The organism is Helicobacter zhangjianzhongii (assembly GCF_030249855.1).
Classification (GTDB): Bacteria; Campylobacterota; Campylobacteria; order Campylobacterales; family Helicobacteraceae; genus Helicobacter_B; species Helicobacter_B zhangjianzhongii.
Genome location: NZ_JANURN010000008.1, coordinates 61,637 through 88,063, shown reverse-complemented (window position 1 = coordinate 88,063; position 26,427 = coordinate 61,637). Strand labels below are relative to the sequence as shown.

At 45.8% G+C, this 26,427-nt stretch carries 29 protein-coding genes; 15 read left to right on the top strand and 14 right to left on the bottom strand.

Going from position 1 to position 26,427, the window contains the following annotated elements:
• Positions 1–48 precede the first annotated feature (48 nt).
• Positions 49–639 (bottom strand): bacteriohemerythrin, encoded by a 591-nt coding sequence (locus NYG90_RS08655; protein ID WP_115011319.1) that lies wholly within the window; start codon positions 637–639, stop codon positions 49–51.
• A 130-nt stretch (positions 640–769) separates the two neighbouring features.
• Here NYG90_RS08655 and bioB point away from each other — a divergent pair, with 130 nt between their 5' ends.
• The 3 genes from bioB (at position 770) to NYG90_RS08640 (ending at position 3,300) form a co-directional block, all read left to right on the top strand.
• Positions 770–1,720: a biotin synthase BioB gene (bioB, locus tag NYG90_RS08650; RefSeq protein WP_115011318.1), complete on the top strand. Its 951-nt coding sequence runs from the start codon at positions 770–772 to the stop codon at positions 1,718–1,720.
• A 111-nt stretch (positions 1,721–1,831) separates the two neighbouring features.
• Entirely contained in the window at positions 1,832–2,062 is a 231-nt protein-coding gene (locus tag NYG90_RS08645; protein WP_285257547.1) for a hypothetical protein, read from the top strand.
• 545 nt (positions 2,063–2,607) lie between these two features.
• Positions 2,608–3,300: an outer membrane beta-barrel protein gene (locus NYG90_RS08640; RefSeq protein WP_285257548.1), complete on the top strand. Its 693-nt coding sequence runs from the start codon at positions 2,608–2,610 to the stop codon at positions 3,298–3,300.
• On the opposite strand, the gene NYG90_RS08635 is transcribed toward NYG90_RS08640, so the two are convergent.
• The 7 genes from NYG90_RS08635 to hisA form a co-directional block, all read right to left on the bottom strand.
• Positions 3,297–4,826: a 2-isopropylmalate synthase gene (locus NYG90_RS08635; protein ID WP_285264944.1), complete on the bottom strand. Its 1,530-nt coding sequence runs from the start codon at positions 4,824–4,826 to the stop codon at positions 3,297–3,299. The genes NYG90_RS08640 and NYG90_RS08635 overlap by 4 nt on opposite strands.
• Before the next feature lie 18 nt (positions 4,827–4,844).
• Complete coding sequence (gene pssA, locus NYG90_RS08630) at positions 4,845–5,582, bottom strand: CDP-diacylglycerol--serine O-phosphatidyltransferase (protein WP_115011315.1); 738 nt, start codon at positions 5,580–5,582, stop codon at positions 4,845–4,847.
• Positions 5,579–6,181, bottom strand: a complete 603-nt coding sequence (locus tag NYG90_RS08625; protein ID WP_115011314.1) for a phosphatidylserine decarboxylase — start codon at positions 6,179–6,181, stop codon at positions 5,579–5,581. Before NYG90_RS08625 ends, pssA begins: the two co-directional genes overlap by 4 nt.
• On the bottom strand, positions 6,182–8,002 hold the full coding sequence (gene ftsH, locus NYG90_RS08620) for an ATP-dependent zinc metalloprotease FtsH (protein WP_408938843.1): 1,821 nt from the start codon (positions 8,000–8,002) through the stop codon (positions 6,182–6,184).
• Between the two features lie 145 nt (positions 8,003–8,147).
• A complete protein-coding gene (locus tag NYG90_RS08615) occupies positions 8,148–9,263 on the bottom strand; it encodes a 50S ribosomal protein L11 methyltransferase (RefSeq protein ID WP_285257550.1) in 1,116 nt (371 codons plus the stop codon).
• 41 nt (positions 9,264–9,304) lie between these two features.
• Complete coding sequence (locus NYG90_RS08610) at positions 9,305–9,679, bottom strand: chemotaxis response regulator CheY (protein ID WP_115011311.1); 375 nt, start codon at positions 9,677–9,679, stop codon at positions 9,305–9,307.
• A 121-nt stretch (positions 9,680–9,800) separates the two neighbouring features.
• Complete coding sequence (gene hisA / locus NYG90_RS08605; protein ID WP_285257551.1) at positions 9,801–10,529, bottom strand: 1-(5-phosphoribosyl)-5-[(5-phosphoribosylamino)methylideneamino]imidazole-4-carboxamide isomerase; 729 nt, start codon at positions 10,527–10,529, stop codon at positions 9,801–9,803.
• 102 nt (positions 10,530–10,631) lie between these two features.
• On the opposite strand from hisA, the gene NYG90_RS08600 reads away from it, so the two are divergent.
• Together NYG90_RS08600 and NYG90_RS08595 are read left to right on the top strand one after the other, a co-directional pair.
• Positions 10,632–12,341 (top strand): N-6 DNA methylase, encoded by a 1,710-nt coding sequence (locus NYG90_RS08600; RefSeq protein ID WP_285257552.1) that lies wholly within the window; start codon positions 10,632–10,634, stop codon positions 12,339–12,341.
• Entirely contained in the window at positions 12,328–12,849 is a 522-nt protein-coding gene (locus tag NYG90_RS08595) for an acyltransferase (protein ID WP_285257553.1), read from the top strand. Before NYG90_RS08600 ends, NYG90_RS08595 begins: the two co-directional genes overlap by 14 nt.
• A 163-nt stretch (positions 12,850–13,012) precedes the next feature.
• Here NYG90_RS08595 and NYG90_RS08590 read toward each other — a convergent pair whose 3' ends face one another.
• A complete protein-coding gene (locus NYG90_RS08590) occupies positions 13,013–13,888 on the bottom strand; it encodes a cation diffusion facilitator family transporter (protein ID WP_285257618.1) in 876 nt (291 codons plus the stop codon).
• 113 nt (positions 13,889–14,001) lie between these two features.
• On the bottom strand, positions 14,002–14,787 hold the full coding sequence (gene trpC / locus NYG90_RS08585) for an indole-3-glycerol phosphate synthase TrpC (protein ID WP_115011306.1): 786 nt from the start codon (positions 14,785–14,787) through the stop codon (positions 14,002–14,004).
• Positions 14,788–14,973: 186 nt separating this feature from the next.
• On the opposite strand from trpC, the gene NYG90_RS08580 reads away from it, so the two are divergent.
• From NYG90_RS08580 to NYG90_RS08570, 3 genes are all read left to right on the top strand, one after another.
• Positions 14,974–16,206 carry an NAD(P)/FAD-dependent oxidoreductase gene (locus NYG90_RS08580; RefSeq protein WP_285257554.1) on the top strand — a complete coding sequence of 411 codons (1,233 nt, stop codon included), beginning with the start codon at positions 14,974–14,976 and terminating at the stop codon, positions 16,204–16,206.
• A 309-nt stretch (positions 16,207–16,515) separates the two neighbouring features.
• Positions 16,516–17,091, top strand: a complete 576-nt coding sequence (locus tag NYG90_RS08575) for a hypothetical protein (protein WP_285257555.1) — start codon at positions 16,516–16,518, stop codon at positions 17,089–17,091.
• Positions 17,088–17,225, top strand: coding sequence for a hypothetical protein (locus NYG90_RS08570; protein WP_285257556.1), 138 nt, complete (start codon positions 17,088–17,090; stop codon positions 17,223–17,225). The genes NYG90_RS08575 and NYG90_RS08570 overlap by 4 nt, the downstream gene beginning before the upstream one ends.
• 20 nt (positions 17,226–17,245) lie before the next feature.
• Here NYG90_RS08570 and NYG90_RS08565 read toward each other — a convergent pair whose 3' ends face one another.
• From NYG90_RS08565 to NYG90_RS08555, 3 genes are read right to left on the bottom strand one after another with little or no spacing between them, the layout of a single operon-like run.
• The gene (locus tag NYG90_RS08565) at positions 17,246–17,440 is read right to left on the bottom strand and encodes a hypothetical protein (protein WP_285257557.1); all 195 of its coding nucleotides are present in this window, start codon (positions 17,438–17,440) and stop codon (positions 17,246–17,248) included.
• Positions 17,441–17,487: 47 nt separating this feature from the next.
• On the bottom strand, positions 17,488–17,673 hold the full coding sequence (locus tag NYG90_RS08560; RefSeq protein WP_285257558.1) for a hypothetical protein: 186 nt from the start codon (positions 17,671–17,673) through the stop codon (positions 17,488–17,490).
• Positions 17,627–19,720 carry a TonB-dependent receptor plug domain-containing protein gene (locus tag NYG90_RS08555; protein ID WP_285257559.1) on the bottom strand — a complete coding sequence of 698 codons (2,094 nt, stop codon included), beginning with the start codon at positions 19,718–19,720 and terminating at the stop codon, positions 17,627–17,629. The genes NYG90_RS08560 and NYG90_RS08555 overlap by 47 nt, the downstream gene beginning before the upstream one ends.
• 146 nt (positions 19,721–19,866) lie before the next feature.
• On the opposite strand from NYG90_RS08555, the gene luxS reads away from it, so the two are divergent.
• The 7 genes from luxS to NYG90_RS08520 are packed head-to-tail and all read left to right on the top strand — an operon-like array spanning position 19,867 to position 26,193.
• Positions 19,867–20,355: an S-ribosylhomocysteine lyase gene (gene luxS / locus NYG90_RS08550; protein ID WP_285257560.1), complete on the top strand. Its 489-nt coding sequence runs from the start codon at positions 19,867–19,869 to the stop codon at positions 20,353–20,355.
• Positions 20,356–20,399: 44 nt separating this feature from the next.
• The gene (locus NYG90_RS08545) at positions 20,400–22,058 is read left to right on the top strand and encodes a TolC family protein (RefSeq protein WP_285257561.1); all 1,659 of its coding nucleotides are present in this window, start codon (positions 20,400–20,402) and stop codon (positions 22,056–22,058) included.
• A gap of 1 nt (position 22,059) precedes the next feature.
• Positions 22,060–22,962, top strand: a complete 903-nt coding sequence (locus tag NYG90_RS08540; protein ID WP_285257562.1) for an LPP20 family lipoprotein — start codon at positions 22,060–22,062, stop codon at positions 22,960–22,962.
• A complete protein-coding gene (locus NYG90_RS08535) occupies positions 22,943–23,911 on the top strand; it encodes a DNA ligase (RefSeq protein WP_285257563.1) in 969 nt (322 codons plus the stop codon). Before NYG90_RS08540 ends, NYG90_RS08535 begins: the two co-directional genes overlap by 20 nt.
• A 35-nt stretch (positions 23,912–23,946) precedes the next feature.
• Positions 23,947–24,684: a uroporphyrinogen-III synthase gene (locus NYG90_RS08530; RefSeq protein ID WP_285264943.1), complete on the top strand. Its 738-nt coding sequence runs from the start codon at positions 23,947–23,949 to the stop codon at positions 24,682–24,684.
• 59 nt (positions 24,685–24,743) lie between these two features.
• On the top strand, positions 24,744–25,034 hold the full coding sequence (locus NYG90_RS08525) for a hypothetical protein (protein WP_285264942.1): 291 nt from the start codon (positions 24,744–24,746) through the stop codon (positions 25,032–25,034).
• Complete coding sequence (locus NYG90_RS08520) at positions 24,979–26,193, top strand: lipid A deacylase LpxR family protein (protein ID WP_285264941.1); 1,215 nt, start codon at positions 24,979–24,981, stop codon at positions 26,191–26,193. Before NYG90_RS08525 ends, NYG90_RS08520 begins: the two co-directional genes overlap by 56 nt.
• Here NYG90_RS08520 and NYG90_RS08515 read toward each other — a convergent pair.
• Positions 26,176–26,409, bottom strand: a complete 234-nt coding sequence (locus NYG90_RS08515; RefSeq protein WP_285264940.1) for a hypothetical protein — start codon at positions 26,407–26,409, stop codon at positions 26,176–26,178. The two genes, NYG90_RS08520 and NYG90_RS08515, sit on opposite strands and share 18 nt — an antisense overlap.
• Positions 26,410–26,427: the final 18 nt, after the last annotated feature.

The following is a 26,427-nucleotide window of genomic DNA, read 5'->3' as shown; positions in this document are numbered from 1 at the left end:
AGATTCTACCTAAATGCCTAGAATCTAGCACACCCTAGCTGCACACCCCTACAACTGCATATCTTGGACAAAGGAGATTTTGGCATTGCACTTTTTGCAGTGATAAGTCTGCCCACTTAGAATCTTTTGATGGATAGTCTCAAGCACCCGAAACGAATCCCTACAATCGCATTTATAAAAATGCCCGATCTCCATTTTTGCCTGCGATATGGCGTCTTCTTGCGCACCGCCTTCAAGCAACTGCGAATTTTTATACTCCTCATACCACCGCTCGATTTTCATATCTTCTTTCATAATATGCTCGACCAGCCAATCGCGCGTGATTATGGCAAGCTTTTGCTTGAAGTCGTATTTGATATTTTGGATAAGATCTGTTACGCGCTCGATCATATCCTTGTGTATTTCTCTGTGTGCGGGGAGATTTGGGTAGCCGATTTGCTCCATATAGGCTTCTTCATCGCGGAAGTGGAATTTCATATAGTCAAAAAGCTCCATCAAAATCGCTTTGATCTCACTAGAATCCACTTGTTTATGGATAAGTATCGCCGCTTGTTTAGCAAGCTTGAAAAGCTGCTGATGCTGCTTATCAATGTGTCCATTATGGACACTATACTGATCATCCCACTCCGGAATAAACATCACAACCCCTAAGCATTTTTGCTAATTATACTAAATAAAACACAAAATCAATCAAGTAAAACCCCCAACAAGCAAAAACCTAAAACTTCGCTATAATGCGCGATTTTACTTGCTAGTTTAAGGAGCAGTGATGTCCTACACTTTTGAAGAAGCCAAAGAAATCTTCTATCAGCCCTTTATGGAGCTACTTGCCAAAGCCCATAGCGTGCATACCAAGCACTTCTGTCCAAACACAATCCAAACAAGCACCCTGCTTAGTATCAAAACCGGATCCTGCACAGAAAACTGCAGCTACTGCGCACAAAGCGCGCATTATGCCACAGGCACAAAGCCACAAAAAATGCTCGATAAAAACAGCATTCTCGCCCTAGCCAAACAGGCAAAAGACGCTGGGAGTTCTAGGTTTTGTATGGGGGCTTCTGGGCGTAGCCCTAGTGAAAAGGAGCTAGAAGAGATTTGTGAAAGTATAAAAGAAGTCAAAAAGCTAGGGCTAGAGACTTGTGTAACGCTGGGACTTCTCTCTAAAGACAATGCCCTAAAGCTTAAAGACGCAGGGCTAGATTTTTATAATCACAATATCGATACTTCAAAAGAGCATTACGGGCAAGTGATCTCTACGCGCACCTTTGAAGATCGGCTTGATACTATCGCTAATGTGCGCGATGCAGGGCTTAAAATCTGTGTAGGTGGGATCTTGGGTATGGGTGAAAGCAATGATGATAGGATCAATATGCTCTTGTTACTTGCCAATCTCCCCACCCCACCAGAATCCGTGCCTATCAATCAGCTTGTAAAAATCCCGGGCACGCCGCTAAGTGAAGCCCCTGAAGTGGATAAATTTGACTTCGTGCGCACAATAGCCCTTGCTAGAATCCTTATGCCAACTTCTTATATCCGCTTATCTGCTGGGAGAAAGGCGATGAGTGAAGAGCTGCAAGCTTTGTGCTTTTTTGCCGGGGCGAATTCTGTCTTTTATGGTGATAAATTGCTTACCACAAGCAACGCTGCTCCTACAAGCGATGAAGTATTGTTTAGCAAGCTCAATCTCCAAAAAGAGCCATTTTTAGAAATGAAAGCATAATCCCTAGCCACAATCATCACCCTAGTGGCAAACTAGATTCTAGGCTTTGTGTCTTTGGATTAGAATCCATTTTGTGCTGTGGATCGCCACGCCGCTAGTGCAAGGCTCGCGATGATGAAGAAAAGTGTTTGCCTAGAATCCTCGTTTGCTAAGAGGGATTCAGCTTGCGGGCTAGAATCGCGGATTTCATCAGCCCGCTCGCTCGATAGACCTCTAGTCTTATCTCACTCGCTCGCTTTGAAAAACCACGATTCTAGCTCCACAATCCTAGAATCCCAAAGCAAAAATCTTAGAGTCCTAGGAGAAGAAAACAAGCAGATGAAAAATCCACCCCACCCCTAGAATCCACTTTTTACACTTTTGGCGTTTTGCATTTTTTACTTAATCCCAGAATCCATTTTTTGTAATCCTACCGCCTGTGAGTTGTTTAATTTTTCAAGCTTTTATCGTCATCGCGAGCGGTGCAAACACCGCTCGCGATGACGATAAAAGGTGTTTTCACAAAGCCTGTTTTACTTCAAAAAGCTTGGTTGCTTTACAAAACCTGCTTTACTGCCGCACGATTCTAAGAGTTGCGGTGGGGTCCTTGCGTGCTTTGAAAAATTTAGGGTAGGAGCTATTTTGGCGATAGTGACTGCCCTAAATTTTTCAATGGCGTGAATTGCTCACCCAAGGCTGAATCGCCTACCCCCTAGAATCCACTTTTCTTGTCATAGCGAGCGAGCGCGGCAATCCATAAATCAAAAGTGGATTCTAGGGGGTCCTTTGCTTGTGCTTTGGTCGCTATGCTTATTGCGCCTGCTTAGAATCTAGCATTGCTATGGGCATTGATATGCCTTAAGACATCTTGTGTTAAAATCACGCCATTTATCGCAAGGCTTATCAATATGGCACGACTCACAACTCTCATCATACGCACACCTTTGGTGCTTATGGTGTATGCGTGCCTATTTGGCTTGGCACTTGCTAAACAGCAAAAACCCGCCATAGATCAAGTAGCCTGTGATGATCTATGTCAAGCTATCACAAATCGCACCGCCATAAGCCGCCAAAAAAGTGGTAAATACATCGGCGTTGGGGCTGGAGTAAGCCTGCTTAATGGCAACACCGGAAATGATGGCATTAGCATTAACAACGACATCGCTAGCCCGTATGATAATATTATTCCTATCCCTTCATTTGGGCTACGCATAGGCACGATAAGCTTTTTTAATCAATACATAGGGGTGCGCGGATCTTTTGGGTTTGATATGGGGTTTGGCAAGCATTCTGGTATGCTAACTATGATTTCTCTAGGGCTTGATGCCATAGCAGAGTTCCCTATCTCTAGAGATCATAGTGCGTTTTTAGGGGGGATTTTGGGGATTGGAGCTGATGCATATCTCTACTATGACAAGCAGGACTACAATCGATGGAGCAGAATGAAAAAAGCCGGAGAAGTGTATATGCAAGCAGGCATTACCGCTATGCTAGGCAAGCATAATCGAGTCAATCTCATCTACCGCTTCTTGCCAGCACGCAGAGCATCGCACTTTAGCCCAACAGGCGTTGTCTCACTAGAATATGGGTTTAAATTCTAGCCATTCATCAAATCGCGCATTGATAGATAACTATTGAGTGCAGAGATATACGCCTTTGCCGTAGCACTCATTGTATCTACATCAATGCCGTGTCCAATGACTGCCCTATGCGCAGATGGAAACTCTGCTTTGACAACCACCTTTGCCAGCGCATCTTTGCCACTTGTAACAGACTCGACTTTATAGTCTTTTAGCGTGCCTGCGATCCCGCTAACCCTATCAATACTCTTTAGCACACAATCCACCGCGCCATTGCCAAGCGCAGAATCACTTAGCTCTATCCCATCACGGATAATACTCACCGCCGCGCAATATTTGGCATTAGAGCAGACACTTACTTGCACCAAAGAGAGTGTGAAAATCTGTGGGATATGTGTGGTCTCCTCACCGATAATCGCGCGAATATCATCATCAAATACTTCCTTTTTACTATCGCATAAATGCTTAAAACGCACAAACGCTGCTTGCAGCTCATCATCACTAAGACTAAAGCCAAGACTTGCGATTTTATCTTTAAAGGCAGCGCGCCCAGAATGCTTGCCTAGCACGAGATTTGTGGATTCTGGCATACCTATATCGCTTGGGGATATGATCTCATAGGTCTCTCTGTGCTTTAGCACACCATCTTGGTGTATGCCACTCTCGTGGGCAAAGGCATTTTTGCCCACGATTGCTTTATTGGGCTGGGGACAGATCCCTGTAATATCAGCGACAAGCTTGCTTGTGGGGTAAATCTCTTTTGTATTGATATGTGTATCAACGCTAAAAAGCTCCTTGCGTGTTTTGATAATCATCACAAGCTCTTCTAATGCCGTATTGCCCGCGCGCTCGCCAAGCCCATTTATCGTGCATTCTACTTGCCTAACACCAGCGTTAATAGCAGCGATAGAATTTGCCACCGCTAGTCCTAAATCATTATGGCAATGCATAGAAAGCAGCGCGGAATCTTGCACAAAGCTATGCACTTCAGTGATAAATGCCCCAATTTCTGCAGGCAAGCGATACCCCACGGTATCAGGGAGATTGATCGTGCTAGCACCTGCTTCAATCACAGCTGGGATAATCTCGCGCAAAAACCCCATATCACTGCGCAAAGCATCTTCACAGCTAAACTCCACATCATCGCACAAACTCTTAGCATATCGCACGGCTTCAACCGCCTTTTGTATCACCTGACTAGGAGAGAGCTTGAGCTTATATTGCATATGGATAGGGCTTGTAGCGATAAAGGTATGGATTCTACGGTGCTTTGCTTTTTGCGTAGCTTTTGCTGCTTGCTCAATATCGCTAGGGATAGCACGCGCTAGGGAGCAGATCTTCGTGCGTTCCAGCACTTCAGCGATCCTAGAGATAGCTTCAAAATCCCCTTTGCTAGAAGCCGCAAACCCTGCTTCAATCACATCAACTCCAAGCTTTTCAAGCTGCAAGGCGATTTTGATTTTTTCCTCTATATTCATAGAAGCCCCGGGGCTTTGCTCACCATCTCGCAATGTCGTATCAAAAATCACAATGTCATCTAGCATCATTTATCCTTATACCGCGATCTACACTCGCTTTATCATCATTTTGCCAAGCAAAAAACACCACCGAATAATCCCATACAGCACATACGCACTCATAAGCGCACATAGCACTTCCACATAGAATTTAGAGCTAATAATCGCCGCGATGGCTATGAGCATTATGACAAATACTTTTAGATTCCAAGTAATTTTCTTAAAACTTGGATAGCGGATATTGCTCACCATAAGGATACTAACCACAAAAGCAATGACAAGCAGCACATAGCCATAATGAGGCGCGAGAAGATTGTAGCGCAGATCTACTAGAATCCACAGCACCACGATCACCGCTGCCGATGGGATAGGCAAGCCGATAAAGGTATTTGGCTCGGTATTTGAGGTGGTGATATTAAACCTAGCAAGTCGAATCGCACCAAATATCACAAACAGCGCACAGACAAAGACACGATACAAACCATAAATCCCTTCAAGCCCGTAGTTTGCCCCTGTTGTAGGGAGATAATAATACACAAGCATAGCAGGGGCTACGCCAAATGCCACAATATCTGCCAAAGAGTCAAACTCCACGCCAAATTTACTCTGGGTATTTGTAAGCCGTGCTACGCGTCCATCAAGCCCATCAAAAATCATAGACGCTACGATCAGCCACGCTGCTTGCTCAAACAGCGAGTTTGATGCAAGCATAATACTCACAATGCCAAAAAATATGCTCCCCGCGGTAAAAAAATTAGGCAAAGCATACAAAGGATTGATATTCATTTCATATATCCTAGCACATTGACACCGCCCCTTAACTTATCGCCAATATGCGCGCGTATCTCCACAGATTTTGGCAGCTCTAAGACAAGTGTGCCAAGCTTCATAAAGCCCATTCTCTCGCCTAAGCGATAGGCTATTGGCGCGTAGAATCTTGTATTTTTAAATACTTTGGGATAGAGAGAAATTTTGCAAGACATTTTGCCCTGAATGTTTGCGTGCATTGCTTCATTAAGCTCTTTGTGCAACGGAGAAAAATACGCCACAAGCCCCGATCTCTTCTGCAATGTAATACTCTGGGCTTCTTGGGGGGAGCGCACAAGTCCCACATCAAAAAACGATACATCAATGCTAAGGCGCACAGCATCTTCACACTGCTCGATATTACTGATTGTCCCATCAATGGGTGCTAGCACTATATCATCACCTCTATCAAGGGAGGTGCGCTCTGGATTTCTAAATGCCCATAACCAAGCAAGCAGTAGCACCACACCAAGTAAAATCCCTAAAGAAAAATCCACAATCTGGCAAAACACAATCCACAAAACAAACCACACAATACCAAAAAACGACTCTCTTGTAATGATTTGGATACCACTCATCTATGCCTCCTCTTCTTGCTCCTTGATGATGCGTGATGGCATATTGTTTTCTTGCTCATATATCTCAATGATCTCGCGCACTTTCTCACCATCTATGACTTCTTTGTCAAAAAGCTCTTTGACCATAGATTCTATCGCACCATTGTAGTCTTGCAAAAGCTGCTTTACAGCTTTAAACCGCTCATCAAGTGTTCTGCGCACAAAGCTATCGACATATTCAGCTGTCTTCTCGCTAAATTCTCTAGCATTACCTATACCCCCGCCTAAAAACGCGTTGCGCTGCTTCTCTAGCACCATAAGTCCATTTTCATCTGTCATTCCATAGTAGCTAATCATCGCTTTTAATATATCAGTAGCGCGTTCTAGATCGTTGCTAGCCCCGGTAGAAATCTCGCCTAAAAACACATCTTCAGCCGCCCTACCTCCAAGCAAGACATCAACTTCTGCAAGTAATTCGTGCTTTTGCATAAGGTATTTATTTTCCTCTGGGGTATTGAGCGTATAGCCAAGAGCTGCCATACCGCGTGGGATTATAGAGACTTTATTGACTTTGGAAGCACCTTTTGTCATCTCCGCTACTAGCGCGTGTCCGCTCTCGTGGTAGGCGACAATCTTTTTCTCCTTGGGGGAGATTCTGCGCGATTTTTTCTCTAGCCCAGCGATCCCTCGCTCAACTGCTTCTTTAAGATTTGCTTGGGAGACTTGCTTTTGATTATTGCGCCCTGCAAGCAAGGCAGCTTCGTTGATGATATTTGCTAGATCTGCCCCTGCTAGTCCAGCTGTGAGCTTGGCAATCTCCTCTAAATCCACATCGCGTGCAAGCTTGACAGATTTAATATGCACTTTAAGAATCTGCACGCGCCCATTGAAATCCGGCTTATCTACAAGCACCTGCCGATCAAATCGCCCCGGACGCAAAAGAGCAGGGTCAAGCACTTCAGGGCGGTTGGTCGCTGCTAGCACGATCACAGGAGCATTTTCGCTACCAAAGCCATCCATTTCTGCCAAAAGCTGGTTAAGCGTCTGCTCTCTTTCATCGTTGCCGCTGATCATTCCCCCAGCAGCGCGGGATTTGCCTATGGCATCAATCTCATCGATAAAGATAATGCTAGGAGCTTCTTTCTTTGCCATTTCAAACAAATCGCGCACACGACTTGCCCCAAGCCCCACAAACATTTCAATAAAACTACTCCCACTCATTGAGAAAAACGGCACATTTGCCTCCCCTGCCACAGCTTTAGCAAGGAGAGTTTTCCCCGTGCCCGGAGGTCCTACAAGCAGCACACCTTTGGGGATTTTCGCCCCCACAGCCGCATAGCGGTCAGGGTATTTGAGAAAATCTACAATCTCTACAACCTCTTCTTTTGCCTCTTCATTGCCTGCCATATCATCAAACTTGACCTTGGGCTTTTCGGCATTGACAAGCTTTTTGCTACTGCCCATACCAAAGATCCCTCCACCCATACTCTTTTGCATCCTACTTGCCAAAAACATCCACAAGCCCAAAAACACAAAAATAGGCAGCAGCCAGCCAAGCGTCTCTGTGAAGAAATTCGACTCACTAAAGCCACCATAGTTAATCTTATGTTCTTCCAATAGCGGCACAAGCGATGGATCAGCGACTTTGCGCGCGACATACACGACTTTCGCCCCACTCGCATCAATCCCACTTGCCTTGATGATACTCTGTCCGATACTGACATTTTGCACTTGCTTGGTTGCGATAAGCTGCTTAAGCTCGTAATACTCGATATTTCTACTACTACTTGCCCCAAATCCACCCAAGCCAGAATCTGCACTTGTAAATTTCACAACAAGCATTGCCACAATCGCAAAGACAACAAAGAGCAAAATAGGATTTTGCTTCATTGGTGGCTTTTTATCGTTGTTTGGATTCTCGTTTGTCATTATTTCCTCTTTGCATTAGCTTGATAAATCGTGCATTATAATATATTTTGTGTAATGTTTATGTTACCCGCGCTAACTTCAAGCTCACCCACTCATCTTTTTGCTCTTTTTGCAAAAGCTGCATATCGCTAAATATATCTAGAATCCACTCGCATTTTTCTGCAAGAATCCCAGAGAGTATCAGCACGCCACTAGGCTTTAGTGCTTTGATAAAATCCCTATGCATACACGCAAGCACATCAGCCACGATATTAGCACAAATCACATCATAGCCACTCTCTTGCAGCGACTCAGCTCGCGCATTATAAGAGCTAGAATCTGTGTTTGATTCTGTGGATTCTAGGCTATTGGCTAAAGAGCCTAGCCAAATAGCACGAGGGGCAACACCATTTTGCGCAAAATTTTTACCCGTCTCCTCCACAGCTAGCATATCCACATCACACGCCGATACAATCCCACCTTGCTTTGCCATAATAATGCCCAAAATCCCACTCCCACAGCCTACATCTAGGCAGTGTTTCCCGCGCAAATCCATAACAGAGAGCAGCGATATACACATAAAAGTGCTTGCGTGATGTCCAGAGCCGAAGGCTAGGGCTGGATCAATGATGATATTTTGCTTATCATTTTTTGGGGCGTGCCACGATGGGTGGATATAGTATTTGCCACACTCTAAGGGCATAACGCCAGATTGATAGAGTGCGATCCAATCTTGATTGTGTTTATGGGATAGCGTATAAGCAAAGCCCACTTCACGCCCAAGACGCTTTGATAGCACAGAAGCAAAAGACTTTAATGCTTGCAAAAGGGTCATATCGCTAATGGGGCTAGAATCCACTCCGTTGCCATAAGCACTATCTATCTGCATATCTGCATTATCTACCCCCACATATTCACACAACAATGTCGCGCTAGGATCATAGCGGATAATACACGCTTGAGTGGCAAAATCCCTTACCACACTTGTGATATTTGCCCTATCGCTAGAGACATTGACAAATTGCAGCTGCTCATCTAGCGCAGCATTAGACAATGTGCTTGTGGCGACCTCTTCGATCGCTAAACCGGTGATTTGTATAATAAAATCCACAAACACTTCATAACAATCTGTAGGAATACATAGTATTTCTGTGTAGGTTTGGGAGAGATTTGAATTGGGAGAGTGAGAAGACATTGTCCAAATAGATGTAAATCTAAGATTCTAGTGCGCTAGGGCTAGTCATTCACCCCAAGCACAACTTCAAGCTTTTCTTTCAAAACCTGTGGTGTAAATGGCTTAACGATATAGTTATTTACCCCAGCCTTTAATGCCGTGATGACTTCCGCCTTACCGCCCTCAGTTGTAACCATAATAATAGGGATTTCTTTATATCGATCATCAGCGCGCACCTTTTTCACCAAATCAAGCCCATTCATCTCAGGCATATTCCAATCCGTGATCAGCACGCCTATACCTTCTTTGGTATCCATAATATCCCACGCTTCTACGCCGTGTTCAGCTTCTAAAATATCCTCATACCCCAATCGCTGCAAGGTATTTTTAATGATTCTGCGCATAGTCGAACTATCATCTACAACTAACAACTTCAAAGCACAACTCCTTATAGATCATCTAGAATCTCTGCAAACACGAGCTTTACAAAGACACCATAGTGATAATTGATTGGCTAGTAATAATTTGGAATCATAGCATAAAACTATAAAATTTACTTCATTTTATTTGTGTCTGGACAAAAGCTTCTTGCAAATCGATTTTTTTCTCATACAATGCCTTGCCGATAATCACTCCGCCTTGCACACTATGCTCCCTAAACGCCCGTGCTAACTGCGCGATATCCTGCGCATCTTTAAGCCCACCACTTGCGATGATAGGTAGCCCACTTGCTTGCCCCATAGCCACGCTAAAGCCCACATTTACCCCACTTAGCGCACCATCTCGCCCAATATCCGTGCAAATGAGTGTTTGCACCTTGCTTCCGGCATAGAATCTAGCCAAATCTAGCGCATCCACACTGCTGGATTCTACCCAGCCATTAGTAGCGACTTTGCCTTCTCGTGCATCAATCCCCACCGCTATGGGGTATCGCTCCGCAAGCGATCGAGCAAGCTCTGGGGAATGCGCAGCCAAAGACCCCAATATCACGCGATCAATCCCTAAATCAAGATAGCGTTTAATGCTCTCCTCATCGCGTATCCCACCGCCTAGCTGGATTCGTAGCTGCGTGCTTTTGCGGATAGATTCTATGGCAGCTAGATTCTCACTCTTACCGCTTAATGCCCCGTCAAGATCGACTATATGTATCCATTTTGCGCCTGCTTGCTCAAACTCTCGCGCGAATGCACACGGATCGCCATAAATCGTGGCATTTTGCATATCGCCTTTGTATAATCGCACCGCCTGCCCATTTTGCAAATCAATTGCCGGAAAAATCTCTAGCATAGCACCCCTTTTGGATTGTTTGATAAATTATAGTCTTTTTATGGTCTTTGTATTACAATTCCTAGCATATTTCTTGCCACACTATCGCCATTAGGAGAATCTATGCAGAATCTACTCAAATGTTTTGAGTATCTTAAGCCCTATCACATCGATATGCTTGATGCCATAGCGGTGATGATGGAGCTTTTTACCCTGCAGTCCAAAACCCCAGAATCCATCACCACAATCCTAAAACTCGATAAGCCCAAAGCAAGCGCGATGCTTTTGCAAAAATTACGCGAGATCATAGAGCCAGAGTTATTTATAGAGCCAAATCCCAAAATCAACCCGCGCAAGATCTTAAAGCTCCTAGCTAGCACCCCCATATCCCACAGCATTATCGAGCAGTTTCTCCACACCATCACACAGAAAAAAACCACCAACAAACTCTACTTCTACTCCACACCCTATGAAATCAATCAGCTTTTAGTAGGGATTTTAGACATTCAAGCAGGGGAGAGTATCTATAATCCCTGCTATGGTATGGGAAGTGTGTTTTTGAGTCTTTCTCACATCGCACCACATATCACCCTCTATGGCGAAGAGCTAGACCCTAAGCTCTCTCTCATCGCACGCCTTATTGCCAATCTTAGCAAGCTGGATTCTAGCAATCTCTATGTCAATGATATTTTAGCAAGTCCCATATTTAGGCAAGGGACAGGCTATAAAAAGTTTGATAAAATCCTGTGCAACCCTCCGCTAAACGCCCACCTAGGCACAGAGCTGCTCAAAGATGATGAGCGATTCAGCACTGCTGGCAATCTTATCAAAACCTATCCCGAGCTAGTGTTTTTGCTCCACTCTCTAGCACATCTTGGGCAAAAGGGTGTCTTCATCGTGCGCAATCAAACCTTGATGAAATCCTCCTTAGAAAAGCGGCTGCGCGACAAGCTCTGTGAAGATGAAATGATAGAAGCCATCATCGAGCTGCCTAAAAACATCTTCCCTCACCAGAGCTATGATTTTTCCCTACTTGTCATCTCTAGTAGCAATAAGCAGATTCTACACATTGATGCAAGTAGCGAGCATTTCTACACCAAAGATGGCAAGTATAATCGCCTAATCAACACCCAAGAGATCTTGCAGCTCTATCGCACCAAAGATAAAAGCCCCTACTCAAGCCTAACGCCCATTGCCTCCATAAATCCACAAGACCTGCGTGCGCATAGCTATGTCAAAGACAGCCACGCTAGAGTCAAAGCCACCCCGGTCAAATCCACCGCCCAGAGCCTTGAGACACTAGGGGTAGAGATTTTTCGCGGACAAAGAATCTATGGCACACAAAAAGATGAAGAAATCGAGTTTTTTGACATAGGGATAGCTGATTTTGCGCCCTGTGGCTATACAGAGAGCTTTCAAACCAAAAAACAGCTAGGCAACAAAAGTAAAATCCATAAATACCAAGTGCGCTCCTATGATATTTTGCTTTCACTCCGCGGTATCACACCAAAGCTCACAATCCTAGGAGACATCACACACACAAGTGTCGTAAATGCCGGGATCATCGTGCTTCGCGCCCCTAGCAAAGCAATCGCGCAAGGCTTATACTGCTATCTTTTCTCGCAAAGTGGCGAGCAAGCCCTAGCACACTTATACAAGACAAGTGCCGATGGCACCATTAGCACCGAGAATCTAGCCAAGCTCCCTATCCCAAGCACTTATCTACGCAATACCAAAGACACGCTACAAAAGCTAAATGCCCTGCGTGATCAGCTCTATGCCACACACGCCCAAATCCACGCAATCAAAGCACGCCCCTATGCAAAAAGCTAGCCAAAATCTCTCCCATTCTACCGCACAAGTCGCTATCACCACACAGGCTTCTTGTATCCGTGATATTACACACGGAGAAAATCTCCATATCATCACACCTGTCAATCTCTATGAATGCACCTTTGGCGATAATGTCTTCATCGGTCCATTTGTCGAAATCCAAAGCGATGTGTATATCGGGGATAACTGCAGGATCCAAAGCCATAGCTTCATCTGCTCTCTCACGCGCATAGGCAATCACTGCTTCATAGGACACGGCGTGATGTTTATCAACGATACCTTTGCCACCGGCGCACCAGCAGCACACAAAAGCCAATGGAAAGGTGCGCACATAGGCAGCAATGTCAGCATAGGCAGCAATGCGACCATTTTGCCTGTCCATATCTGCGATAATGTCGTCATCGGCGCAGGCGCAGTGGTAACACGCGATATTACAAAAAGTGGATTCTACGCGGGCAGCCCAGCAAAAAAGCTCCGCCCTTACACCCCACCCACACATAAGCCTTAAGATTATCGATCTTTGCTAACCCAACAAGCCAAAATACAAACCCTATCGCTAACCCCACACACAAAACAATCATAGAATCCACCCTAGAATCTACTAACAAAGCACAAGAAGCAATCACTTAAAGCTAGACTTACCCCTGTGCCATTGGCACGCTATTTTTCTGCTAGCTAGCAGGCTCATAGGGATCAAGATGCGTGATCACCACCCACTGCCCCTGCCACTGCTCTTGTAGATTTTGGATTTTACACTCTAGCATATCCGCCACAGCGTGTGCGTCCTTTAGCAAAATATCTGGGCTAAATACCAAATGCACTTCCACAAAATGCGTATCCCCACTTTGCCTAGTTTTTAGATCGTGATAGCTTTTGACCTCTGTTGCAGAGTCCAGAATCTCCTTAATCGCTGTAAGCTTCTCATCATCTAGTGCGCGATCTAGCAAGACCAGCACGCCTTGCTTTAGCAGCCCAAAGGCGGAATACCCCACATACAGCCCAATAGCAATCCCAAAAAGCGCGTCAATAATCTCAAAGCCTGTAAGCTTGATAAGCACCAATGCCACAAGCACCGCGCCATTGCTTAAAAGATCTGTTTTATAATGCAAAGCATCAGCTTGTATCACAAGATTATTGCTCATCTTTGCGACATAGTTTAGATACAGCACAAGGCAGGCTGTTACAATCAATGAAAAGATCATCACAAACACAGACAAATCAAGCCTTGCTAGCTCACTTCCTAGCGCGATTTTTTTAAACGATTGATAGAGGATAAAAATCCCAGAGACTACAATCACGCTTCCTTCAATCACAGCTGCAAGTGATTCTATCTTGCCGCGCCCATAGTTAAACTTCACGCAAGCAGGCTGCTCGGCTTTGGTGATGGCATAGAGATTAAAGAGTGAGGCAGATAAATCAAGCAACGAATCAATCGCGCTTGCAAGAATCGCCACAGACCCACTAATAATCCCAGCCACAAACTTCACTACAATCAGCACCAACGCCACACAGCTTGAGATCATAGTCGCTCTGCGCTGGGGGCTTATCTTTTTGGCTTGCGTGCTTGGGCTGGATTCTAGCTCTTTGGGATCTTTGGTAGGATCCATAGAATCCACTGCGCTAGAATCCATAGCATTGAGCGGTGCTTTTGTCCCCATAGCTAATCTCTAAGGGCGTGGATATGAGCTATAGATTCTTGAGCTTTCATAAACCACTCGCCTATAAGCACGCTATCTACCCTAGCTTCTTGGAGCTTGCGCAAGTCCTGCACACTGCTTATCCCGCTCTCGCTTACAAAGACTTTGGATTCTGGCACAAGAGGACGCAGCTCTAAGCTTCTTTGCACATCTACACTAAAGGTATGCAAATCCCTATTATTTACCCCAATGATACGCGCATCAATGCTCAAGGCTTGCTCGATCTCTTTGCCTGTGTGTGTCTCTACCAAAACACATAGCCCAAGCGACTCTGCAAGCGCGTAAAACTCCCTAAGCTGCACAACATCTAGCGCACTTACAATAAGCAGCAGCGCGTCTGCCCCCATCACCTTTGCCTGATAGATCATATAAGGATCGATTGTGAAATCCTTACGCAGCATAGGGATAGAGCAAATCTCTCTTACTTGTGTGAAAATCTCATCACTCCCTAAGAAATACTGCGGCTCACTTAAGCAAGAAATCGCATTTGCCCCGGCTTTTTCATAAGCTCTAGCGATGTCAAGATAGGGAAATGTCTCGTTGATAACGCCCTTTGATGGGGAAGCCTTTTTAATCTCGCAAATAAAGCTTAGTCGATTTTCTACGCGCAAGGCATTTTCAAAGCTTCTTGTATAGGGCTTTGCCTTGTGAAGATTCTCGGCTTGCTCGCGCAAGACACTTAGCGGCAGCTCTTTTTGGCACTTGGCTACGCGCTCTTTGGTGCTTTGTATAATTTGTGTAAGTATCATAAAGTATCCTTAAGAGAAGTAATTAGCTTTAGCATAAATTGGCTTGAATCTTATTTTGCCCTGCATTTTGCAAATAGGATTCTAGCAAAATCTCACGCCCCCACCGCCCAAAAGTAAAAAATCTTTTAATTTAATTATAAAAATTTTTGGGCTACTATGGTAGCACTTCTTCTCTAGGAGCGCATAATGCAAGAGACACAATCACACCCCACACCCAAGGTGCTTATCATCGGCGGTGGCTACGGCGGGCTTAAAGCCGCGCTAGGCTTGCAGCGCAAGCTCAAAACACCAGCAGACATTACACTTATTAGCAAGCACGATTATCACTACCAAACCACACTTTTACACAAAGTCGCCATAGGCACACTAAGCTCACGCAAAGCCAGAATCTTCTACCGCAAGATCCTAGACCCAAAGAAAATCCGCTTCATCAAGGACAAAATCCTAGAGATCTGCCCAGAAGAAAACAAAGTCATAGGCAATGGCGGTGCATATAAATATGACTATCTCATCATCGCCCTTGGATTCCGCCCTGATCATTTAGGCATCAAAGGCGTGGGGAAAAACACCTACCGCCTATCCTCGCTCAATGCCGCCCTAAAGCTTATGAAAAACATCGAAAATAAATTCAAAGAATATACCCACACAAAAAATGCCCAAGATCTCTCTGTGATCGTGTGTGGCACAGGCTTTACCGGGATAGAATTTACCGCAGAGCTAGCCACACAGCTTGATGAGCTATGCCTTATTTGCGGGATTGATCGATCCTTGCCCAAAATCACTTGCATAGGGCGTTCAGAGCATATTTTGCCTGTCTTTAATGACAAGCTTGCCACAGCAGCAGAATCCAAGCTTAAAAAGCTTGGCGTGCGTATCGTCTCAAATGCTACCATTGAAGAAGTGCGCGATGATCGCGTGATCGCCCGCTATAAGGGGCAAGATGAGCCGCTAGAGATTTTGGGCAATACAATCATCTGGAGTGCGGGGGTGAAAGGTAGTGAAATCATCGAGCGTTCAACCCTGCCCAACAAAAAAGGCAGGATCCCTGTCAATGCCCAGCTGCAATGCGAAGCCTACCCCAATATCTATGTCGTGGGTGATAGCGCACAAGCTAGGGATAAAGACATTATCCACGCCCCCACAGCCCAGCTCTCTGCGCAAATGGGTGATTACATCGCAGAGCTTTTTTGCGCCAAGCTTGCTGATAAGCCATTTCATCGCCCCTTTGTCTTCCACCACAAAGGCACGGTTTGCTCCATAGGGCATACTGATGGCGTGGGTATGGTGCTTGGCAGGGGGATTAAGGGCGAGTTTGCGGCATTTATCAAAAACACCATAGAAAATAAATGGCTCTATAGTCTTGGGGGATTTGAAATAGTCTTCAAAAAGGGGCAATTCCGCTACCGCACAAGCAATTAGCCTAGAATCCACTTTTGCTAAGAGGGATTCAGCTTGCGGGCTAGAATCCCAAAGTAAAAATCCACAAATAAGCAAAAATCTTAGAGTCTTAGGAGAAGAAAACAAGCAGATGAAAAATCCACCCCACCCCTAGAATCCACTTTTTACACTTTTGGCATTTTGCATTGAACAATTTGTCAATCGCTATCGTGTCCTAAACCATCAAAAAAACACAGATTCAGGATTCTCTGCTACTCTCTTTGAAGATACAGAGGATAAGAATCAAAAGATATTTGCTATTAGAGGCACAGAATCTACAAAGGAAATAGTGTGAGAATGGTGTATGTAATCATAAGTGCTTTATTTGTGGCAGTCGTGTTTAGTGGGTGTGGTGCCTCAATGAATGTGCAAAAATATTTCTATCCAAGTTATTGGGAAGCAAGAAGCCTAAACAAAAACCTGACTTATTATGGAGAATGGACAGATAGAGAAAAATTTAGAGAATTAATGACAAATGAAAAAAAGAAAAATAAAATCACAAAAAAGTATGAAAATTTGCTCGCTTACTTTAACTTGACTCTAAATGATTGGGAAGAAATACAAAAAAATCTTGTTAAATTTAATCCTATGGTCCCAAATTATAGGGAATTGAATTTAGAGCCCAAAGATGGGGAAATTATAAACAAAAGACATAGGAGCATCAATGTCATCATAATCAACAAGAGGATAGCGATGGGCGGTGCGCGTATTGTTTTTGATACAGATAAACCCATAGGAGTGGAAAATATAGTTAAGTTTTATCCTATTATCTATTGGTATAACGATACATTTAGGTTTGATGATAGTGCTGCGAGTTTTTTTGATATAATGAGACCCGAATGGGAGTTTATGGGGTTTATGCGATGAAAACAAATAAACAAATCATAGAAGCCTTGAGAGATAACGCAGATCTTGCTTGGGCAGCCTATGGATTCTTTGATATGGGTGAGTATGATAATGGTGAGTTAGGGTATAGATATGAAAACGAAACCACTTTTTGAAATTAGATTCTAGGGCTGTGTTATGGATCGCCACGCCTTGCTAGCACAAGGCTCGCGATGACAGATTGGGGCGTTTTTACAAAGCCTGCTTTACTGCGGCACGATTCTAAGAGTTGCGGTGGGGCTTTGCGTGCTTTGAAAAAATTTAGGGTAGGAGCTATCTTGGCGATAGTGACTGCCCTAAATTTTTTCAATGGCGTGAATTGCTCACCCAAGGCTGAATCGCCTACCCTCTAGAATCCTCGTTTTACACTTTGCTTAATTAGGATTCTAAGATTGTGGTGCTAGAATCGTGGTTTTTCAAAGCAAGCGAGTGAGATAAGACTAGAGGTCTATCGAGCGAGCGGGCTGATGAAATCCACGATTCTAGCCCGCAAGCTGAATCCCTAGAATCCACTTTTTTAGAATCCAAGCGTAAGCTTGACATAATAACTTCGTCCGGGCTCATAAATCCTGCTTACAGGGGCTAGATCGCCTATCATCACGCCAGCTTTAGAGAGATGATAGCTATATAGCGTATTAGTTAGATTCTCAATCCCACAAAGCAGGCTAAAATTCTTGCGCTTATAGCCACCATAAATGCTTAAAGTAGCAAAGCCCAAGCTCGCGCCAAAATCCTTGCCAATCACATTGCCATAGTCTTTGGCATAGCGGCTTTGTGCGGCATTGGCAAAGACATCTGCCCGCGCCAAAAACCCTCTATATTCAAGCCACAAAGACACTTGTGCTTGCAGTGGAGCTACTTGGGGTAGCGGTGCGCCTGCTAGTAGCCCGGATTTGGTCGTGAGATTTTGCCCATAGGTGTAGGCAAGTGAGCCAGACATATAGAGGAAGTCAAATAGCCCATACTTTGCTTGAAGCTCTGCGCCTGCTAGCAGGGCGTTGGTATTAAACGCGCTTGTATTTACGCCATAGTGCAAAGCGATATAATCCCACATATACGCACTATACACAGAGGCTTGTATATACAAAGAATCTACCTGATACAAAGCAGCAATATCTAGCTGGAGGTTGGTCTCTGGAGCTAGACTCATACCGCCCATTTTCCCCCGCTCCCAAAAATCCGCGCTTCTTTGCGCGCTGCCTAGCCCCACAAGATATGAGAATCCATCTTTTTGGTATTGATAGCGCACAAAGCCGCTACCTAGATGATCGCTTGCTACTTGTGCATTGCTCGCTTGATAGGCTTGCGCATAATCATACCTCGCGCCAAAATACACACTAGAAGCAGAATCTAGCTGCGCATAAGAGCCTTGAGCAAAGATAGAAGCATAGTTGAAGTGGAAATTTGGCTTATAGCTTGCAGACAAAATAGCATTAGCCGCAGCAGTAGAATTAACATCACCAGAAGAGCGCATTTGATGATCATCATAGGCATAGCTTGTGCCTAGATAGAGCGTGAGAGCTTGGCTTGGATAGAGTGTAAGCTCGGCGCGGGCGTTGGCATTGGTGCGCTGTGGATTATTGAGCTTATAGATTCCATCAATCACTTGCCTATGAGAGAAATTATCCATAATATGATCGACTCTATGCCACGAGGCGCGGAGATCAAGCTTTTTTATAATGTCATTTTGGAATTCGTGCTGGGCTTTTAGGCTAAAAGATAGGCGATCAAAGGTGCGTGCATCCATTGATCTATCTTGGTAGGAGGAAAATCCCCTGCCTATATCCATATCAAGCTCTATGCCCGTGTATTTGCTGGGCGTGAAAGTAGCAATTAGACTAGCAGACTCTCGCTTATAGGCTGTATGCGTGCTAGCCCCAAGCTTGTGAGAGCTAGCACTCCCCGTGCGATAATCCCCACTCTCATAGTGGCTTGCGATCGCCTGCAAAGAGCCGTATTTGCCCCCTGCTAGTGCGCTTGCGTGCAGATCTAGGCGATTAAAGCTACCTGCTAGCATACTTGTATCAGCCTGCAAGGTGTTGGCACTTAGGGCTGTAATATCGCGCATAAACACAACACCGCCAGATACAAGCGCACCAAAGCGCACATCTTGGGGACCTTTGATAAGCAAAATGCGGTGGTAATTTTCAGGGAAGATATAAGTGGCAGTTGTGTCCATCCTCCCTCCACACGCGCCGTGCAGATTGCTGCCATCAAGTGAGATAGGCACTCTCCCAGCCCCTTGAGAGCGGAAGATCACCTCAGAGCCTAGCCCTCCCTTGCGCATCGTAGAAAAGCCCGGCACATACAGCAACGACTTCGCAATATCACCAGAATGCAGCAAAGCATCTTTGCCCTCTAGGGTTTGTGTGCTTTGGATAGGGGTGCGCACCGCAGCAGCATAAACAGGAGAGAGCTTATATACACGCTCTGCCTTATCGCTTGGGCTAGATTCTAGCTCTTTAGTAGAATCCAAAGCCCCACTAGAATCCACGATCGTTTTTGTCTCCGGTTTTGTCTCATCGCGTTTGCTACGAGTATCAGCACATAGCGGCACAGCTACTATCAAGAGTGTAGCAAAACTCGTGGCAAACAGCATTGTAGATCGCATATACACCCCTTAAGATTCTCATTTGTTACTCCATTATAAAAAAACTAGCCTTTGTGCTTGCTTTTTGTGCTTGCTTATAGACTCTTCACATTGACTTCATAGAAATACTGCTATAATCACGCCCTATCCCAATTATAAGGATTTTTATGCCACTACTTGATAGCTTTAAAGTCGATCATACCATTATGCCAGCCCCTGCGGTGCGGCTTGCTAAAACTATGCAGACACCTAAGGGCGATGTGATCTCTGTCTTTGACCTACGCTTTTGCGTGCCTAATGAAGACATTCTTAGTGAAAGAGGTATCCACACGCTAGAGCATCTCTTTGCCGGATTTATGCGCGATCATCTCAATGGCAAAAATGCCGAGATCATCGATATTTCGCCTATGGGCTGCCGCACAGGGTTTTATATGAGTGTGATTGGAGAGCCTTGCAGCTATGATGTATTAAGCGCGTGGGAGGCGAGTATGCGCGATATTTTGCGCGTGGATACAATCCCAGAAGCAAACAAATACCAATGCGGCACCTATGCTATGCACTCACTCAAAGAAGCACAAGAAATCGCCATAAAAGTGCTTGATAAAGGCATAGGTGTAATGGATACGCAAAAGCTCTTGCTTAAAGAGTTTGCCTAAGCAAGGGCATTAGGCGGATATTAGATAGGCAGCAGGCGGGCATAGTGATAGTGCGATCAAGGCTTATAGGCTGTGCAAGTATAGGCTGTATATGTATGCTCGCGCTCCTTAGCTGCTCCAAGCCCTATACAGAAGAGAGGGTGCTAGAGTCCATCTCTCTCCCCACTACCTTTAGCAAAAAAGTGGATTCTAGGCTAGAATCCACTTTTACCCCATCAAGCACGCTTGATTTTGCGCAATCTCTGCTCACACTTATTGATGATGAAAGCTTGCAGGCTTTGCTAGAAATCGCCCTAGCAAACAACACCAACCTTTTGACCCTAACCTCCCAAATCGCCCAAGCACGCGAGGCACTCGGGCTAGCAAGTGCCAATATGCTCCCAAAGCTCTCTATCAATATGGGCTACAATTACAGCTCGGGCAACTACAACCGCTATCAAATCAATATCAATCAAAACACCCTAAATGGCAATCTCTCTCTATCGTGGGAGCTAGATCTCTTTGGCAAGCTTAATATGCTAAGAAAGTCCAAAAAATACGACTATCTCGCCACGCTCTCTAACCTCTCTGTCGCGCAAGTAAGCTTGATTGGCGAAGTGGCGAGTGATTATTATGCCTATATGCGCTTGCGTAATGCAGCCCTTATACAAGCCCAAATTGTCCAAAATCACAGCAAAATCCTAGCCACTTTGCGCGATAAACACGAGCTTGGGCTAGTAGATATAAGCGCGATAAATGACACGCTAGCTGCCCTAAGCCAAGCCCAAAGCACACATAGCTCTCTACTTCTTGAACAAGAGCAGATGAAAAACGCCCTGATAATCTTGCTCAATCTAAGCGACCCACAAATCCTAGCACAAATCCTAGAACGCCCGCAGCCTGCACAAGCCCCCACACACCACGCCGCAGCACGCAAGAGCCTAGAATCTAATGCCACATCTTTACAATCACGCCCCCTAGAATCCACTTTTTCAAACAATGTTGAAAAATCGCAAAGCATAGCTTCTTTAGAAAAAGTGGATTCTAGCTCCACGCTCCCTAGTCTCACACTTCCTAGCCCGCGCCTGCCTGCCATAGATGCCCTGCCTAGAGAGATCTTGCTCTCCCGCGATGATGTGCGTGCAAGTATCGCTAGTCTAAACGCCCAAGTTATGCTAAAAAACTCCAAAAAAGCCGCCCTTTTCCCCACGCTAAATCTCGGCGGAAGCTTGGGTCAGATCCTCTTCTCTTCGCGTGGGGTGGGGGATTTGATCTGGAATATCACAGGCTCGCTTGCCTCTCCGCTCATCAATCGCTCCGCCCTAACCAAAGACTACAAGATCCAAAAAGAAAGCGTCAAGCAAGCTCTCTATGCTCTAGAATCCACCTTACGCACCGCGCTTGGCGAGATAGAAAACGCTATCACACAAGTCAATACCGCCCAAAGCTCCTTGCAGGCAAAAGAGCAAATGCTCTCCACCTCGCAAGAAGTATGGCTTGTGGCGCAATCTCGCTATGAGCTAGGGCTGCTTGATGAAGCAAGCTATCTCACAAGCTATAATGCCCTTTTAAGCGCGCAATCTAGCACAGATGAAGCAAAATTCGCGCAGCTTGCGGCGGCGATTATGCTGTATAAGGCACTAGGCGGGAGACTTGCCCTGCAAGAATCATCTGCCCATAATGCCGCACAAGACCCCCACCTAGAATCCACGCAAAAGGGCTGATATGCAGAGACTTATGGGCTATTGTATCGCGCTGGTGCTGCTTGCAGGCTGTGGCTCTGCGCCACCTAGCTGGTTTTTAGGCAGTGAGAGTGCCAAGCAGCACGGAGCTAGATTCTATGGGGTTGGCACGGGGAAAAGCTTTGAGAGTGCTAAGCAGTCTGCCATTGATGACCTAGCCCAAAGTGTGCAGACCCAAGTGCGCTCCTCTACGCATATCCACAACGCCCAGCATAATGACAAGCTCACAACCACGCTCTCCCAGCATATACAGCTAGACTCCGCCTCTCTCTCCTTGCAAAATCTCCAAATCACCAACAAAGCCTACAAACACGGCACATACTATGTCCAAGTAGGCATTAGCAAAGAGCATTTACTCGCTCCACTACGCGCCCAGCTACAAGAGACCCTAGCCCCTGCCAAGCACCTTAGTAGCACAGATCCTAGCTGCCTTAGCCTAAGAGATTTTGGCGTGCTAGAATCCAGCTTGCGCCGTGCTAATGCCATTATGCCTATCCTATCAGCACTGCAAGCCCCTACGCCAAAGCTTTTTAGCCAGCTGCTCACTCTCTATGACCACGCCCCAAAGCCTATGCTAAATGTCGCCTACTATGGGCTAAGTGCCGCACAAAGCTCCGCCCTTAGCGCAGAGATTTCTAAGCTTGCTACTATCACCAAGCACAAAGCCCCCTTGCTTAGTATCTCTGCTACAAGCACCAAAAATGCGAAAGGAGCAAGCATAACGCTGCAAATCACACTGCTAGATTGCGCCCAAAGAGCTATTTTCCAAGCAAGCATACAAGAGAGCCAAGCAAGCTATGACTACGCGCTAAAGCGTGCAGGTATCGTGCTATACAAAAAACTCCGCGCATTTATGCAAGGTGAAGATGACTTCCCTGCGATATAGAATCCACTTTTTGCTCCTACTATGTGGGCTACTCGCCTATGCAAAAGATCTACCCCAAATCAAGCAAGCACAAAGCAAAAAGCCCCCGCAAGTGCTGCTGCTTATGGACTATCACAAAGCCAAGCCTAACAATCTCCAAGAATATGTAATGAGTGAAAAGCTTGATGGCGTGCGTGCCTTATGGAATGGCAAGCAGCTTATCACGCGCAATGGCAGAGTGATCAACGCCCCTACTTGCTTTACCAAAGATTTTCCGCCCTTTATGCTTGATGGCGAGCTATGGATAGGCAGGGGGGAGTTTGAAAAGATCTTAGCCCTTGTGCAAAAAGACTGCACACACTGCCCCTGCCATAGCCCCAGCACAGACAAGCACCAAAGCTTGTGGGACAAAGTGGGGTATTATGTCTTTGATGTGCCAGATTGTGGGCTAGAATCCAGCCAGAAAGCCCCCAAGCCCTGCACGCTGTTTGAGCGACTTAGCGTGCTAGAATCTTATCTATCAGGCAAAGCAGGCAAAGCAACGCGCATTACCCCTATCAAACATCAGCCAATCACAAGTGAAAAGGAGCTTTTTGCGCATTTGCGAGATCTAAGCAAGCAGGGTGCAGAAGGACTAGTGCTAAGAAAGATCAACGCCCCTTATGAGCAAACACGCAGCACAAATGCCCTAAAGCTCAAGCTCTATGAAGATACAGAGTGCAAAGTCATAGCCCACCACAAAGGCAAAGGCAAATACGCTAGCAAGCTAGGCTCTCTAACTTGCGAGCAAGAAATCACCGCCAATGGCGCAAAACGCACACTGCGCTTTAAAATCGGCAGCGGCTTTAGCGATAAAGAGCGCGATGATCCACCGCCCATAGGCTCTATCATCACCTATAAATTCTACGGCTATACCAAAAATGGCGTGCCGAGATTTGCGACTTTTCATAGGATCTATCACAATCCCTAAGCTATCCCACCACAAAGCCACATAGAAGGAGTCTTATGCGTGATATTGTGCTAATCCACTCTACAATCTCCCAAGAGATCCCCACGCTTTGCGTGAGTGAGATCCACTATCTCCCCATCTATGATGCCCTACTAGAATCCAATATCCCACCCCACGCGCCACAAGAGTGCATTGACGCGCTTATTTTCACCTCTAAACACGCGGTTTTTTCCCTTATGCAAGCAATGGCTAAGAGAAAAGAGCTTAGGGCATTTGCCAAGATTCCTGCATTTGCCATAGGGGAGAAATGCGCCCAAGCATTGACCCAAGCAGGCTTTGCTGTGGAGTTTGTCTCTAGCACCTCGCACGGGACAAGCTTTGCTAGAGAGATTATAGAGCGCGCTAATGGGCGTAAAATGCTCTACTTCCGCGCCAAAGACATCGCCTCAAATCTCGACCTACTTCTCACACAAGCCCAAATCCCCCTAGCCCAAATCACCGCCTACACCAAACAACCAAAGCCCCTGCCCCAATCCCTAAAGCCACGCCCTCAATCTGTGCTAATTTTTACCGCGCCAAGTCATTATCACTTTTTTGTGCAGAATTTTGGCTGGGATCCTAGCTATATCGCCGTAGCGATCGGGCAGACAACCTTGCGTGCCTTCGCCCCTAGCACGATATGCTATGCCAGCCCTATACAAAGCCTAGAGTCCTGCATAGACCTAGCCAAAATTCTAGCCCAAAGAGCCCAGAATCACACCGCTGCGCAATCAAGCCTCAAAAAGCTTAAATAAAGCCAGATTTAATATAGCGCGTTATACAATGTGGCTTTATTTCTTACAAGGAGTGTCCTATGAAAGGTCTTTTTTCAAAATTGGCGGTTGCAGCGGCTTTGGCTATGCTTTTTAGCGCGTGTGGTGATGATAAGAAAGCAGAAGAAGCTGCTACACAAACAGAGTCAAGCGCACCAGCAGCACAAGAAGCTCCTGCCACAGAGCAAGCAGCAGATACACAAGCTACTGAAGCACCTGCACCAGAAGCCACAGAGCAAGCTCCAGCTGATGAGAATGCACCAGCAGCACTTGAAAATGCTGAAGAGCCTAAAGATGATATGGCTCAAGCTCCTGCTGAAGAAGCAAAATAACCCTTTGTCTCCGCTCGCGGAGACTCCAATCTACCACCTATCTATACTAAACTTACCATACAAAAACTTGCACCCTATCACATCTAGCTCCAAGCAAGCCAAATCTCACACCATAGCAAGGCTATTATGTATCCTTTGTATATGCTTACTGCATAATGTAGATTCTACCACCACGCCTAGCGACTCACCAAGCTCCGCGCAAGCCCCTAAAGCCGCACCCCCCACACTCCAAATGCGCACGCACGCGCTACTCAAGCTTGATTATGAAAATGACGCAAACTTCGATAGCAGGGTAGATAAATACTACACCGCAGGCGTGCGGCTAGGCTTTATCTCTAAGGAATCTAGCGCGCTTAAGTTTTTGCGCTTCGCTAGCTTGCAGCAGTTTTTTACGCCTAGTGCGGCTACTAGCTTTGGGCTAGCTATCAAGCAAGAAATGTATGCCCCTAAGGATAGATTCTCCCCTATCCCGCCAGCAGATGATCACCCTTATGGTGGCTATGTGGGCGCGACATTTAGTAGCCTTACGCGCAGTGCATATATATTTGAAAATCTAAGCATTGATCTTGGGCTTGTGGGCAAGGCAAGCGGGGCAAAAGAAGTGCAAGATCTCATCCACGATCTAACCAACAACGCCCATCTAGCAGGCTGGGGGACACAACTACGCAATGAATTTATCCTAAATGCACATTGGGGCATAAGTGCAAGTATCCCACAGATCCTAGAGCACACCGCCCATAGCCTAGATCTAATGCCGCAATTTAGCCTAAATCTAGGCAATGCCAGAATCCACGCGCAAGCAAGCTTGCTTATGCGCTTTGGCTACGCTCTTAGTCCCAACACCGCGCCTATGCTTATCAATAGTGGCTTTGTAGGTGCGCCAAGTCCTAGCAGGAGCTTTTGCCTCTATGGCTTTGCGGGGGCTGGCGTGCGTGCTGTGGGGCGTAATATCTTTTTGCAAGGCAATACCTTTGCCCCGCATTTTGCCGTTGAAAAAACAATCGCGATTATGCCTTTTATGGCTGAGTTTATTTGGGGCGGTGTGCTTGAGTATCGGCGATTTATGCTGACTCTTAGTGTCGTGCATAGGAGCAAAGAGTTTGCCACACAAGATGGCTTCCACAACTTTGGGCTAATTTCGCTAGGGGTTAAAATCTAAGAACCCCCTAGAATCCACTTTTTGAAGGGATTCGGCTTTGCGCGATAAAGCAGGGAGCTTGCCTTTTGCTTGTGCGATAGGCACCAGCCTTATCTCCGCGCAAAAGGCGGCGCAACCCTGCTTTTTCATCGCAAATCCTAGAATCCCAAAGCGGTGATGAAACAAGCCTAAACCCCCTAGAATCCGCTTTTTCACAGGGGCTATTTTCTCTGTCATTGCGAGCGGACTTGTCCG

What these genes read in the sequence shown, in the direction of transcription:
- NYG90_RS08655 (WP_115011319.1), bottom strand. Translation starts at nt 639, where the DNA reads ATGTTTATTCCGGAGTGGGATGATCAGTATAGTGTCCATAATGGACAC.
- bioB (WP_115011318.1), top strand. Translation starts at nt 770, where the DNA reads ATGTCCTACACTTTTGAAGAAGCCAAAGAAATCTTCTATCAGCCCTTT.
- NYG90_RS08645 (WP_285257547.1), top strand. Translation starts at nt 1,832, where the DNA reads ATGATGAAGAAAAGTGTTTGCCTAGAATCCTCGTTTGCTAAGAGGGAT.
- NYG90_RS08640 (WP_285257548.1), top strand. Translation starts at nt 2,608, where the DNA reads ATGGCACGACTCACAACTCTCATCATACGCACACCTTTGGTGCTTATG.
- NYG90_RS08635 (WP_285264944.1), bottom strand. Translation starts at nt 4,826, where the DNA reads ATGATGCTAGATGACATTGTGATTTTTGATACGACATTGCGAGATGGT.
- pssA (WP_115011315.1), bottom strand. Translation starts at nt 5,582, where the DNA reads ATGAATATCAATCCTTTGTATGCTTTGCCTAATTTTTTTACCGCGGGG.
- NYG90_RS08625 (WP_115011314.1), bottom strand. Translation starts at nt 6,181, where the DNA reads ATGAGTGGTATCCAAATCATTACAAGAGAGTCGTTTTTTGGTATTGTG.
- ftsH (WP_408938843.1), bottom strand. Translation starts at nt 8,002, where the DNA reads ATGCTTGTTGTGAAATTTACAAGTGCAGATTCTGGCTTGGGTGGATTT.
- NYG90_RS08615 (WP_285257550.1), bottom strand. Translation starts at nt 9,263, where the DNA reads ATGTCTTCTCACTCTCCCAATTCAAATCTCTCCCAAACCTACACAGAA.
- hisA (WP_285257551.1), bottom strand. Translation starts at nt 10,529, where the DNA reads ATGCTAGAGATTTTTCCGGCAATTGATTTGCAAAATGGGCAGGCGGTG.
- NYG90_RS08600 (WP_285257552.1), top strand. Translation starts at nt 10,632, where the DNA reads ATGCAGAATCTACTCAAATGTTTTGAGTATCTTAAGCCCTATCACATC.
- NYG90_RS08595 (WP_285257553.1), top strand. Translation starts at nt 12,328, where the DNA reads ATGCAAAAAGCTAGCCAAAATCTCTCCCATTCTACCGCACAAGTCGCT.
- trpC (WP_115011306.1), bottom strand. Translation starts at nt 14,787, where the DNA reads ATGATACTTACACAAATTATACAAAGCACCAAAGAGCGCGTAGCCAAG.
- NYG90_RS08580 (WP_285257554.1), top strand. Translation starts at nt 14,974, where the DNA reads ATGCAAGAGACACAATCACACCCCACACCCAAGGTGCTTATCATCGGC.
- NYG90_RS08570 (WP_285257556.1), top strand. Translation starts at nt 17,088, where the DNA reads ATGAAAACAAATAAACAAATCATAGAAGCCTTGAGAGATAACGCAGAT.
- NYG90_RS08560 (WP_285257558.1), bottom strand. Translation starts at nt 17,673, where the DNA reads ATGAGCCCGGACGAAGTTATTATGTCAAGCTTACGCTTGGATTCTAAA.
- NYG90_RS08555 (WP_285257559.1), bottom strand. Translation starts at nt 19,720, where the DNA reads ATGCGATCTACAATGCTGTTTGCCACGAGTTTTGCTACACTCTTGATA.
- luxS (WP_285257560.1), top strand. Translation starts at nt 19,867, where the DNA reads ATGCCACTACTTGATAGCTTTAAAGTCGATCATACCATTATGCCAGCC.
- NYG90_RS08540 (WP_285257562.1), top strand. Translation starts at nt 22,060, where the DNA reads ATGCAGAGACTTATGGGCTATTGTATCGCGCTGGTGCTGCTTGCAGGC.
- NYG90_RS08535 (WP_285257563.1), top strand. Translation starts at nt 22,943, where the DNA reads ATGACTTCCCTGCGATATAGAATCCACTTTTTGCTCCTACTATGTGGG.
- NYG90_RS08530 (WP_285264943.1), top strand. Translation starts at nt 23,947, where the DNA reads ATGCGTGATATTGTGCTAATCCACTCTACAATCTCCCAAGAGATCCCC.
- NYG90_RS08525 (WP_285264942.1), top strand. Translation starts at nt 24,744, where the DNA reads ATGAAAGGTCTTTTTTCAAAATTGGCGGTTGCAGCGGCTTTGGCTATG.
- NYG90_RS08520 (WP_285264941.1), top strand. Translation starts at nt 24,979, where the DNA reads ATGCTGAAGAGCCTAAAGATGATATGGCTCAAGCTCCTGCTGAAGAAG.
- NYG90_RS08515 (WP_285264940.1), bottom strand. Translation starts at nt 26,409, where the DNA reads ATGACAGAGAAAATAGCCCCTGTGAAAAAGCGGATTCTAGGGGGTTTA.